General features: G+C 44.1%; 8 protein-coding genes. 6 read left to right on the top strand and 2 right to left on the bottom strand.

Features of this window, described 5'->3' with window-relative positions; all coding sequences use genetic code 11:
- Positions 1–254 precede the first annotated feature (254 nt).
- A complete protein-coding gene (locus H6G83_RS22810; RefSeq protein WP_190476260.1) occupies positions 255–1,013 on the bottom strand; it encodes a YebC/PmpR family DNA-binding transcriptional regulator in 759 nt (252 codons plus the stop codon).
- A gap of 189 nt (positions 1,014–1,202) precedes the next feature.
- Here H6G83_RS22810 and H6G83_RS22805 point away from each other — a divergent pair, with 189 nt between their 5' ends.
- From H6G83_RS22805 to H6G83_RS22785, 5 genes are all read left to right on the top strand, one after another.
- Positions 1,203–3,905: an efflux RND transporter permease subunit gene (locus tag H6G83_RS22805; protein WP_190476259.1), complete on the top strand. Its 2,703-nt coding sequence runs from the start codon at positions 1,203–1,205 to the stop codon at positions 3,903–3,905.
- Complete coding sequence (gene hpnA, locus H6G83_RS22800; RefSeq protein WP_190476258.1) at positions 3,905–4,888, top strand: hopanoid-associated sugar epimerase; 984 nt, start codon at positions 3,905–3,907, stop codon at positions 4,886–4,888. Before H6G83_RS22805 ends, hpnA begins: the two co-directional genes overlap by 1 nt.
- A gap of 171 nt (positions 4,889–5,059) precedes the next feature.
- Positions 5,060–6,076 (top strand): adenosyl-hopene transferase HpnH, encoded by a 1,017-nt coding sequence (gene hpnH / locus H6G83_RS22795; protein ID WP_190476257.1) that lies wholly within the window; start codon positions 5,060–5,062, stop codon positions 6,074–6,076.
- A 94-nt stretch (positions 6,077–6,170) separates the two neighbouring features.
- The gene (locus H6G83_RS22790; protein WP_190476256.1) at positions 6,171–6,539 is read left to right on the top strand and encodes a DUF2237 family protein; all 369 of its coding nucleotides are present in this window, start codon (positions 6,171–6,173) and stop codon (positions 6,537–6,539) included.
- 259 nt (positions 6,540–6,798) lie between these two features.
- Positions 6,799–7,551 (top strand): hypothetical protein, encoded by a 753-nt coding sequence (locus H6G83_RS22785; RefSeq protein WP_190476255.1) that lies wholly within the window; start codon positions 6,799–6,801, stop codon positions 7,549–7,551.
- A 146-nt stretch (positions 7,552–7,697) separates the two neighbouring features.
- Here H6G83_RS22785 and H6G83_RS22780 read toward each other — a convergent pair whose 3' ends face one another.
- Entirely contained in the window at positions 7,698–8,837 is a 1,140-nt protein-coding gene (locus H6G83_RS22780) for a quinone-dependent dihydroorotate dehydrogenase (RefSeq protein ID WP_190476254.1), read from the bottom strand.
- Between the two features lie 203 nt (positions 8,838–9,040).
- Between H6G83_RS22780 and H6G83_RS22775 the strand changes: the two genes are divergently transcribed.
- Positions 9,041–11,923: a sensor histidine kinase gene (locus H6G83_RS22775; protein WP_242044756.1), complete on the top strand. Its 2,883-nt coding sequence runs from the start codon at positions 9,041–9,043 to the stop codon at positions 11,921–11,923.
- The last annotated feature ends 334 nt before the right edge of the window (positions 11,924–12,257 follow it).

Below are 12,257 nucleotides of genomic sequence, written 5' to 3'. Positions count from 1 at the left end.
CGGCAGAGTCTTGGTTGCCAAAATGCCACAAAAATTTTGTTTAGCTGAAGGTAGGGGTTAGGGAAGAGAGATTGTCATAGTTTATTTGTGTTGTAGATTACAATTATTTCGTAGGGTGGGCAGTGCAGGGAGCCACGTAGTTATACAAGGAAGGTGCAAGATTTGAGTAAACCCGCCTTTACTCTTCTTTGTATATCTACGTATGAGTTTTTCCCGCTTGTAACTGTTATGTCAGGGTAGAAGTACAGTTAGATTTAGACGATACTTAGTGCCATGAGATTTTCTGACATTTCAAAATTAGAGGTGACATTTTGCACATCATCTAAACCTTCTAAGGTATCAATTAATTTAAGGAGCGATCGCGCTTGGTCATGTTCCGTAATTTCTACATGATTACTGGGAATCCAGCGCAACTCAGCATCTGTGACTTTAAAACCTTTGTCTTTGAGTGTTTGGTTGAGGGTTTCTAAATTGGCTATCTCAGTAAACACCTCTGCTGTCTGGTCTTCGGTCATTTCGTAAGTTTCCGCCCCACCTTCCAAGGATGCTTCTAAAAGCTGGTCTTCATCCACCACACCTTGGACGACACATACCCCCTTCTGGGCAAACATCCAGCTAACACAGCCAGTTTCCCCCAGATTACCACCGTTTTTACTAAAGGCTACGCGCAAATCAGCAGCCGTGCGATTGCGGTTATCGGTGAGAGCTTCAATTAAAATGGCTACACCACAAGGCCCATAACCTTCATAGCGAATTTCCTCCAAATTAGAGCTATCACTGCCAAAAGTGCCTGCACCTTTAGCGATCGCTCTTTCTATATTATCGTTGGGAATCCCCGCAGCTTTCGCTTTATCTATAGCTGTCCGCAGTTGAAAATTGCCTGCTGGGTCGGGAATTCCATTTCTAGCCGCCAGAATAATTGCCCTAGATAACTGAGTAAACGTCTTACCCTTTTTTGCATCTACTACCGCCTTTTGGCGCTTAATATTTGCCCATTTACTATGTCCCGCCATAATCCAAAATTTGTTAGTTGTCAGTTGTCAGTTATCAGTTATCAGTTATCAGTTGTCAGTTATCAGTTGTCAGGTTATTTCCACTGTCCACTGTCCACTGTACACTGTCCCCCTACTAAGACTCGCAAAGTGCCAAGGATTACTGTAGCATGACAAATAATTGTGTCTTCCGCATGATAATTTTCCAAGATGGTAAAGCGAAACAGCTCAAAATCGGCACGACAACGCTTCAATTTTTCCCGATGGGCGATTGAGTACTCGTGGCTGACTGTCAGTTTTTGGATAGCTGTAGCAGTAGCTGGGGCGCTGGCTTTCAGTTCTCTTAAGTATGCTTTGTTCCCAGATATTACCTTTCCGGTAGTGGTGGTAAATGCTACGGCTCCTTTGCCAAGTGCTGTAGATACTGAAGCAAAGCTTACCATACCCATAGAGGAGCGTCTGCGTTCTTTAGAAGGGCTAGATGATTTGCGCTCATCTAGTTATCCAGGCCAGGCTGCTGTGAGTCTGGCTTTTAGCGTAGGGACAAATCTTGAGACATCGAAAAGCGAAGTTGATTCAGCACTCAAGCAGTTAAAGCTTCCTCAAGGCGCAAGTTACAAGGTTATACCCTTGAACTTGAACGAGTCGGCGGCGGTGAGTTACGCCATTGAGAGTAATTCTCGGAATTTGGCAGATTTAACTAAGGTAGCCGAAGACCAGATTACACCTGCGATCGCTAAATTACCAGGAGTCCTCAAAGTCTCGCTGTTGGGCGCTCCTGCTACCTCACCTCCGGCAAATGCTGGTAATAATGATTTAGCAGCCCTAGCCCAAGGAGCAGGTACATTAGTCAGGTTCAACGGTCAACAAGCGCTGGCGTTTCAGGTGATTAAACGTGGTGATGCTAATACCTTAGAGGTTGTTAGCCGAGTGGAAGCGGAAGTGCAGAAACTGCGGACTAACTTAAAGGATATCAAACTTACCTTAGCGGCGACTCAAGCAGAATATATCCGCCAAGCCACCAAATCAACTATAGATGCACTTATAGAAGCGATCGTTTTGTCGATTGTGGTGATTTATCCTTTCTTATGGAATTGGCGAGCTACTTTTATCTCCGCATTGGCGATTCCTACGTCCTTGTTAGCGACGTTTATCGTCATGGCGATTTTTGGCTTCAACCTGGAAACAATCACCTTACTGGCGCTAGCATTGGTCATTGGGAGTGTAATCGATGATGCCATCCTTGATGTAGAAAACATCTTGCGGCACATCGAAGAAGGGGAAAGCCCCCGTCAAGCCGCCCATGCAGCAACAGATGAGATTGGTTTGGCAGTTGTCGCCACTACAGCCGCAGCCGTGGCAGTTTTCTTACCTATCGGGTTGATGGGTGGAGTAGTTGGACAGTTCTTTAAGCCATTTGGAATCACAGTTTCAGCTTCCTATATAGCTTCTACCTTGGTTGCGCGTACTTTATCACCAGTGTTAGCTACCTACTGGTTAGTACCTGCGACGAAAACCCCTGAACGCCGAAAAATAAGCATTTGGGTAAGATTTACCGAATTTTACAGAAATCTACTTAAATGGTCTTTAAATCACCGTAAAACAGTCGTCGCCCTAGCAATACTCAGCTTTATTGGTGGTATGTCATTGATACCTTTTATTCCTAAAGGCTTCATTCCCAAACTAGATCGGGGCGAATTTAATATCACCTATACCGCACCCTTACCAAAAATTCCCGATTTGGCAGCTTTACAGCTACAAGCACAACAACGAACTAATCCCCAATCCCCAATCTCCAATCCCCAATCCCCAGTCCCCATCCCCAACCCGCTCAACGACTCCCTAGAAGTAGCCAAAAAACTAGAAGAGGCGGTGAGGAAATACCCAGATGTGGAAACAGTGTTTACTACAGTTGGTTCCCGTGAGGGTGAGCCGAATAAAGGAACACTTTACGTCAAACTGAAGGAAGACCGAAAAACCCCCACTGCCCAGTTACAAGACGAATTGCGTAAAAGTTTGCCTAGTCTTCCTGGTGTAACTACCAGTGTGGAAGATATTCAATTTGTGGATACAGGCGGACAAAAACCTCTACAAGTGGCGTTAAAGGGTGAAGATTTACAAGCTCTCAATAAAACCGCGAAGACAATTAAAGAGCGCATTGAGAAAATACCGGGATTTGCTGATGTCACGGTAACAGGTGAAAACAATGTCCAGGGTCAGGTTTTCCAAATTGAGCGGCTCAACAATGAACGGGTAGCGTATATCAGCGCTAACTTGGGACAGGGTTTATCTTTAGGTGATGCTACTGATAAGATAATGGCAGAAGCCAAACCAATTTTACCCAGTGGAGTCACTTTAGATTTGGGAGGAGATTCGGAAAGGCAAAGCGAAGTTTTTGGTAGTTTTGCTTCCACATTAATGTTGTCAGCCATTTGTATTGTTGCCGTACTCATTTTATTGTTCAGAAGTTGGATAGACCCCATAGTTATCGGCGTTTCTTTACCTTTGGCACTTGTAGGAGCAATGCTGTCGTTACTTTTTACCAAGAGTGATTTCGGTATGATTTCACTAATTGGTTTTGTCTTCTTACTAGGATTGGCAAACAAAAATGCGATCGTGCTGGTAGATTACATTAACCAACTGCGTCAAGCTGGTTTAAATCGCACAGAGGCAATTCTCAAAGCAGGCCCGGTGCGTTTGCGTCCCATCATCATTACCACCATCTCTACCCTGTTAGGAATGTTACCCATTGCCTTGGGTTTGGGTGCGGGTTCAGAATTGCGATCGCCTATGGCTGTGGCTATTGCCGGGGGTCTAGTTAGTTCCACTATCCTCAGTTTGATTGTGATACCCGTGGTCTACTCAATTTTGGACGATTGGTTCCCTCGGTTTGGCAAAAAGGAGGCGAATTAATGCGGGTATTTGTCACAGGGGCGACGGGTTTTGTTGGCGCTAATTTAGTGCGATTGTTACTGCAACAAGGATACACAGTTAAAACCTTAGTCCGTCCTCACAGCAACATCGGTAATTTAAAAGGGTTGGATGTGGAAATCGTCGAAGGCGATTTCAGCAATCAGTATCTTTGGCGACAAATGGCTGGCTGTCGCTACCTGTTCCATGTCGCCGCCCAATATTCCCTGTGGCAAAAAGACCGTGATTTACTTTACCAAAATAATGTCCTTGGCACTTTGCAAGTTTTGGAAGCAGCCCAAAAAGCCGGAATTGAACGCACAGTTTATACCAGTTCCGTAGCTGCCATAGGTGTAAATCCCTCTGGTGAAGTTGTCAATGAAACATACCAAAGTCCTGTACATAAACTAATTGGACATTACAAAAAGTCCAAGTTTTTAGCAGAACAGGAAGCTATGCAGGCCGCCGCCAAAGGGCAAGATGTCGTCATAGTCAACCCCAGCACCCCCATAGGCCCTTGGGATATCAAACCTACGCCTACCGGGGATATTATTTTACGCTTCCTCCGGCGACAAATGCCCGCATACGTCAACACCGGACTCAATCTTATAGATGTGCGGGATGTAGCTTGGGGACATTTACTAGCGTTGGAAAAAGGGAAAAGTGGCGATCGCTATATCTTAGGACATCAAAACCTCAGTCTCAAAGAACTGCTAGAAAAACTTTCTGAAATCACAGGTTTACCCGCACCTAGATGGACTGTCCCAGGCTGGCTACCCCTAACCGTCGCCTGGATAGAAGAAAAAATTCTCGCACCTTTAGGCAAACCCCCCTCAGTACCTCTAGATGGTGTCCGCATGGCACAACAAACCATGTACTACGATGCCTCAAAAGCCGTCAAAGAATTAGGTTTACCCCAATCTCCAGTGGATATCGCCCTGAAAGATGCGGTGAATTGGTTTATTTCCCAGGGTTATGTCAAGTGAGGAGATGAGGGAGTGGGGGGAGATGGGGGAGATGAGGGAGATGAGGGAGATGAGGGAGTAGGGGGAGATGAGAAGTAACCCACCCCTAACCCCTCCCAGGAGGGGAACCCAGCAGGGGAGAACAACTGTCAACTGTCAACTGTCAACTGACTATGAGGAGTGATCAGAAAAATGGGTGTTAATTTACAACAAGCGATCGATATTGGTAAGTATTTAGTAACTCAACGTCTTTTAGGACGCAAGAGATTTCCCTTAGTGTTAATGTTAGAGCCATTGTTTCGCTGTAATTTGGCTTGTTCTGGTTGTGGGAAAATTCAGCATCCTACAGAAATATTAAAACAAAATTTGACACCCGAACAGTGCTTTGCCGCCGTGGACGAATGCGGTGCGCCTGTGGTTTCCATTCCTGGGGGTGAACCGCTACTGCATCCCCAGATTGACGAGATTGTTCGGGGATTAGTTGAACGGAAAAAGTATGTTTATTTGTGTACTAATGGGTTGTTATTAGAAAAGAGTTTAGATAAATTTCAACCTTCACCTTACTTGACTTTTAGTGTGCATTTAGATGGCTTGAAAGAATGGCATGATAAATGTGTAGATAGAAAAGGCGTGTTTGATATTGCCGTCAAAGCCATCAAAGCTGCTAAAGCCAGAGGATTCCGCGTCACCACCAATACCACAATTTTTGAGGGTTGTGATCCCAAGGAAATGCAGGAGTTTTTTGATTTTCTGGAAACCCTCAACACCGATGGCATGATGATTTCTCCCGGTTATAGTTATGAGTGGGCCCCTGATCAAGACCATTTTCTCAGACGAGAGCAAACCCGCGCCCTGTTTCGGGAAATCCTCACGCCCTATAAAACTGGCAAGAAAAACTGGAATTTCAACCATAACCCCTTATTCTTAGATTTTCTTGTGGGTGAAAAAGATTATGAATGCACACCTTGGGGTAGCCCTAGTTATAGTGTTCTCGGTTGGCAAAAACCTTGTTATCTTTTGAATGAAGGACATTACAGCAGCTTCAAACAATTGTTAGAAGAAACAGACTGGAGTCAATACGGCCGCGCCAGTGGTAATCCCAAGTGTGCAGATTGTATGGTTCATTGTGGCTACGAACCCACAGCCGCAATGGATGCGATGCAGCCGCAAAATATTACTCGTTCCTTGGGGAGTGTGTTTGGGAGATAGTACAGTTATCAGTTATCAGTTATCAGGTTGTGTTTACTGTTAACTGTTAACTGTTGACTGATAGATCCACTCAGCACGGTAACAGGAGTTGAATATGGCACTAGCGAAAAATGTAATTGGGACAGATTTAGAGCTTTGTTGTTCTTCACCCGTGACTGGGTTTTATCGTGACGGTTTTTGCCAGACAGGGGCTTATGATACGGGGATGCACGTTGTTTGCGCTCAGGTGACAACAGAATTTCTGGAGTTTACAAAATCTCGTGGTAATGACCTGAGTACGCCCTATCCTGAGTATAATTTTCCAGGGTTGAAGCCTGGCGATCGCTGGTGTTTATGTGCAGCACGTTGGCAAGAAGCTCTAGAAGCCGGCGTTGCACCACCTGTAATCCTCTCAGCCACCCACGCTAGAGCTTTAGAAGTCTGTTCTCTAGCTGATTTAAAACAACACGCCTTAGCTCAGTGAACAGTTATTCAGTTATCAGTTATCAGTTATCAGTTGACAGGTGACAGGTGACAGGTGACAGGTGACACTTGTTATTCTCCCCTGCTCCCCTGCTCCTCTGCTCCCCTGCTCCCCTGCTCCCCTGCTCCTCTGCTCCTCTGCACCCCTGCACCCCTGCTCCTGCCTTTTCCTTCACTTTGCCAAAATATACAAAAACCTGTCACGATTTTTGCCAATATAATATATTATTTCCCAAAAAATTCGCTTGGCAAAAATCGGCATGAGTGAAAAAACATTAGAAAGTGACGGGAAGGCGTTTCTCGTTCTACTTTTGCCAATATCGTTTTTAGTGATTTTCCTGGTTTCTACCTGGAGATTTTTGCTGGCGCTTATTGTTGTGGTCATTGGTTTCAGAGTTTTTCAGGAATATCAATGGCAGCAGTGGTGTCAGCGAGTTAACCCAATTTTCAGTCAGTTAATTCGGGAAAACCAAGGCAAAATTACGCCAATGGATTTGGCAATTCGTGGCAATTTCCCTGGCCCGACGGCAAAACGTTATTTAGATAGTAAAGCTTCTGAGTTTGGTGCAAGTTTACTACCAGCCGCAGAAGGTGGTGAAGTTTATTATTTCATCACAGCTAGTATTCTGGGCAACATCCTAGATAGTAGTGAGCCTGTAAGAGAACTTGCACCTCAACCAGTGGCGACAGAAGCGCGATCGCTCCTAGCACCACCTCCACCACCAGAAGCAGTAGTGGCGGAACCAGAAGCTGAACCAGAACAACCTGAAGCTGAATTACCACCAGCTACTCATCAAGAAGTTAAGCCAAATCTGGAAAGACAGTTAATTTTCGGTTCTCTAATTCAATCAGAATTGGCGAAGCGGCTCAATGTTTATTCCAGCACTGTCTACAAACGGCGCAATGATCCAGATTTTCCTGAATGGACTCGCAGTCGTGATCCTGATGGTATTGCTTGGACTTTTTCCGAAAAAACTAAGGAATTTTTCCCATTAGAAGAAAAGGAAGGTTAATCAACGGCAAAAGTTAATTTGCTTGTTGACTGTTGACTGTTGATTATGGACTTCTCCACTTTTATAGCAGTTGCCACATAGATTAGGGCATGGATCAATCAAAAAACCTCATGAGCTAGTAGCTTTTCTTGCCTGTCCCCTGTCCCCTATTCCCTGTCCCCTGTTATAAAATCTAAACCTACAGCTTCGCTGATGGAATTTAATCCACGTTCTTCTAATTTGGCTAGCAACCCAGTTAAAATTCTACGTACCATCATTGGGCCTTCATAAATCCAGCCTGTGTACACTTGAATCAGGCTGGCTCCAGCAGTAATTTTTGCCCAAGCATCCTCCGGGGTAAATATACCACCAACCCCAATTATGGGTATTTGTCCCTGGGTTTGCTGCCAAATAAAACGTATTACTTCCGTGGAGCGATCGCGCACCGGCGCACCGCTAATTCCTCCCGCTTCCTCTTGGGGTGGTTTACCTGTTTTCTCAATCACCTGAGTTTTCAACCCATCACGGCGAATTGTCGTGTTAGTGGCAATAATCCCCGCTAACTGGTAGGTCTTAGCTAATCTGATAATGTCGGCGATCGCTTCCCATTCTAAATCCGGTGCTATCTTGACAAATATTGGCTTGTGTGAATTATTTTCTGTTTGTAATACCTCTAGGATGGAACTGAGCATAGAGGCATCTTGGAGCGATCGCAACCCTGGAGTATTGGGGGAAGAAACATTAACCACAAAATAATCTCCCAACTCCTTAAGTAAGCGGAAACTATTTAAATAATCTTCTGCGGCGGCTTCCAGGGGTGTCACCTTAGACTTGCCCAAATTGACACCTATAGGTATAGAAAATTGCCCTTTTTCTGGAGCTAAACGTTCTGCCATTGCCGCCGCACCACTATTATTAAATCCCATACGGTTAAGAGCAGCTTGATCCAACGGCAAGCGAAACAGCCGAGGAGGTGGATTACCAGGCTGTGGTATAAAAGTTACGGTTCCCAGTTCTGCAAAACCAAAACCCAAACTAGACCAAATTTTAGCTGCTACCCCATCCTTATCAAACCCAGCCGCTAAACCCACAGGGTTAGGAAATTGTAAACCGAACAAATTTTGTTCCAGACGAGAATCTTGTAAGCAGAGTGACTTTTGTAGTGTAGTATGTACCCACTTGGTAGTAGTGCGATCGGTGTGTGACAACCAGCTAAAACTCCGCATCGTCTGCTGATGTAACCACTCAGGATCAGCCTTCAGCAAATTAAATAAAAACGCACCAACAGTAAATTGATATATGTTCATTGTCAGTTGTCAGTTATCAGTTATCAGTTATCAGTTATCAGTTGTCATTAGTCCATTTCTTTCCTTTCCCGTTTCCCCTTCCCCCTTTCTCCTTTCCCCTTTCCCCTTTCCCCTTCCCCCCAGTCCCTTTCATCCCGAACTGTCAATAAACATCCAAAAAGATATAACTGAGGGTAAATTGGGCATCCTATATATTACAAGTTATGTTCATCAAAAATCAGATGGGGCAGCCACAGAAACCGATAGCCGCCGAACAAACTATTCTGGCCCTGGGACGTGTTTTGCAAAGTCTCAGGGAAGAAGATAATGTAGATGTTCTGATTAACACCACTATCGCCTATATTAAACAGGAATTTACTTACAATCTAGTTTGGATTGCTTGTTACGATCGCCTCAAGCACGCTTTATTAGGACAGGGGGGTATAGCGCCTAGTTCTGATCTGACTTTCTTACGCAAACGGCTAGTTCTGCAACCGGGTGATCTCTTAGAACAAGTAGTAATTCAACAGTCTCCCTTGGGAGTTGCAGACATCCGTAACGAAAAGCGGGCTGGGGAATGGCGAGAATTCGGGACAAAATTTAACATCCAAGGGACAATAATTTTGCCCATGCGTTACAAAGACAAATGTATGGGTTTGGTTGTACTGGGTTCGGAACGCTGGGGTTATTTGCTACCAGAAGATGCCAAAGCTCGTTTAATGATTGTATTAGGTGAACTGGCGGCAATACTTTATCAAAAAGAATTAGATTTGCAACATAAGCAAATCAAACGTCCTGACGAACCGTTATTAAAATTATTAGAAAATGTCCGCAACTTAAATAATTTAGAAGAAAGGCTAAAAGCGGTAGTAGAAGCTACCCATGATTTTGTCTGTCCTAGTCGTACCAATGTTTACTGGTTCGAGAGACAAGGGCGCTATTTTTGGTGTCGCATGAGTAATCAATTAGTCAACCTTGGGCGAGATAATAACAGTGAACAGTCAGCCGCAGGCATGACGGTACAAGAATTAAATGATTTGTATTATGCGTTGTCTGTAAATCAGATAGTCTGGATTGGTGATGCTCGTAGTTCCCTCAAAGGTCAGTTTACCGCGAAATTGTTACAACGCTTGCGGGTGCGATCGCTCCTAGCCGCACCAATTATTTGGCAAAAAGACTTATTGGGTTTTCTGGCGGTAGAAGGTTATGAACCACGTATATGGACAGATGCTGATAAGAATTTTGTCCAAGGTGCGGCGGGGTTTATTTCCTTAGTAGCTCCTAATGACAACACAGAAGATATTATTAAACAAATTCAAGCAGACTCTCAGTTAACTAGCGAAGTTGCCCAGAGTATTTACACTCATCAAGACCTGAAAGAAACTCTACGCACTTGTGCTGCTAGAGTAATCAATCGATTAAATGCTACTCGCTTTTTGCTGCTACATTATGACCAAGACGAAAATAATTATCAAGTTATTTACCAAACTCAGCCTAATAACCGCCGTCCTGTTACCTCTGCTTTTAGTTTATTAACCGAAACTGATAGACAGATGTTGAAAACTGCCAAGGTTACGGTGGCAGTTGAAAATATAGAAGAAGATTTACGCTTTTTTAACTGGCGTTCCCTACTATTAGAACAGGGTGTGCGATCGCTGTTAATTAGCAATTGTACTCAAGGTCATAAAGCGGAAGCATTATTAATTGTTACCCATGCTAACCCCCGTAGTTGGACAAATCAAGAAAAGGAACTAATGTGGGTAGTTGGGCAACAAATTGGCGTAGTTGTCCGACAATGGCGTTTACAAACAAATAACGAACAGCAGCAACAAGTTTTCCAAAGCATCCAAAAATGTTTCAGCCTTGTAGAAGGAAGTGAGAGCGAAAACAGCGAAATTAGAAAACATCACTTGGAATGTACAGCACTAGAACAAATAGCATCTGTACTCAATTGTCCTTTGGCATTGTTATTTTCCTGGTCGCCTGGAGATTCTACAGCAAAAATTATTCCTGGGGTAATTGCTGATAGTCGATTTGATGTTTTGGTAACAGCTATCCCCATTCAGTATGAAGCTTTAATTCAGTGGGCGCTGGCGGAAAATAGTTACTTAAGTGTGAGTATAGATCACATACCTCCAGAAACACGCAAATGGTTAAATGGTGCGGGAATTGGGCAAGTTTTGCTGAAGGCTTTACGCACTGGAGTTGATCATCAACCGACTGGAGTAGTATTGTTAGCAGACCATCAAGACCGCCACTGGTCACAACATAGTCTCAATACTGGGGAAATTTTAATTGATCAACTGGCTTGGTTACGTCGTCAACAACAAATTAGCCAGCGTCTTGAGTCCACAACTCAGGAATTACGCCAACTCAATTGGTATAAACATCGCCGTCTAGAAGAAATTCAACGCAATACTACCAGCTTACTAGGGCAAATTCATGATTTGGGCATTCCCAGCAATGACTTAACACAAACGCGCTACCAATTATTGCTGCGACAGTTAGACCATACTGCAACCTCAATGACAGCAATGGTCAAACAGGAACAATGGCAATTGCATATCAGCTGCGAAACTATGCCCATAGCCAGCTTGCTCAAGCGATCGCTCGAACGTGTAGACTATTTAGTCAGACAACAAAGGCTATGGGTTGGTGTCCACGGTTTGGCACAACCCGTGACAGACAAAGAAGCCAGCAATGGTGCTGCATTACTCAAAGGCATTTCCACCCCAGCTAACCCAGCAGTAATGGCGATCGCAGGCGACATTATAAAATTTGAATTAATTGTCCACGAATTATTACTCGCCGCCTGTTATCGTTCCCCCAAAGGTGACAGAATTGATATTTGGTGTCGTCGTTTAGATGAGGGATTTTTGGAAGTGTCAATTACTGATCATGGTAAGATTGAAACCCAATTACTCACCCAGTTACAACAAAAGACACACAAAGACGTTCTAGCTTTATCTGACTTTAAACAATCACCCATTTTAAATTTGCTGATTTGCCAACATCTTATGCAGCAACTAGGGGGAGAATTAGATATTTACCAATTACCTGATCATCGCGTAGTTAGTCGTTTGGTACTACCATTAGCTGAAGGCTAGCAGGTTATAGGGGACAGGTTATAGGGGACAGGTTACAGGAAAGCTGTTAATGAAAATACTTGACAAACATCCTCTTAAATGCAGTAAAGGTTTACTCAGGGGAGAGGCTAGAGGCTAAGGATTAAAAGCTATGTTGACACTCTCCGCCCTATAAGTGCGGAGATTCTTCATTCATAGACCCAACTTGCTCACACAAGATTTCTCCAGCATGAGTAGAGGTCGAATCTCCTGAAGCGTTCGGATCATAGATCCAGGTTCCTACGTGACCCGTAGTACCCAAGGCTAGTTTCAGAATGTTAATCGCTGCGTTCTAATCTCTATCCATCACAAATCC

Source organism: Anabaena azotica FACHB-119 (assembly GCF_014697625.1).
Taxonomy (GTDB): Bacteria; Cyanobacteriota; Cyanobacteriia; order Cyanobacteriales; family Nostocaceae; genus Trichormus; species Trichormus azoticus_A.
The sequence above is the reverse complement of the archived record's forward strand: the minus strand, read 5'-3'. Positions and strand labels throughout refer to the sequence as shown.

Coding starts and splice junctions, on each gene's coding strand:
- H6G83_RS22785 (WP_190476255.1), top strand. CDS start 6,799: ATGAGTGAAAAAACATTAGAAAGTGACGGGAAGGCGTTTCTCGTTCTA.
- H6G83_RS22805 (WP_190476259.1), top strand. CDS start 1,203: ATGGTAAAGCGAAACAGCTCAAAATCGGCACGACAACGCTTCAATTTT.
- hpnH (WP_190476257.1), top strand. CDS start 5,060: ATGGGTGTTAATTTACAACAAGCGATCGATATTGGTAAGTATTTAGTA.
- H6G83_RS22775 (WP_242044756.1), top strand. CDS start 9,041: ATGTTCATCAAAAATCAGATGGGGCAGCCACAGAAACCGATAGCCGCC.
- H6G83_RS22810 (WP_190476260.1), bottom strand. CDS start 1,013: ATGGCGGGACATAGTAAATGGGCAAATATTAAGCGCCAAAAGGCGGTA.
- H6G83_RS22790 (WP_190476256.1), top strand. CDS start 6,171: ATGGCACTAGCGAAAAATGTAATTGGGACAGATTTAGAGCTTTGTTGT.
- hpnA (WP_190476258.1), top strand. CDS start 3,905: ATGCGGGTATTTGTCACAGGGGCGACGGGTTTTGTTGGCGCTAATTTA.
- H6G83_RS22780 (WP_190476254.1), bottom strand. CDS start 8,837: ATGAACATATATCAATTTACTGTTGGTGCGTTTTTATTTAATTTGCTG.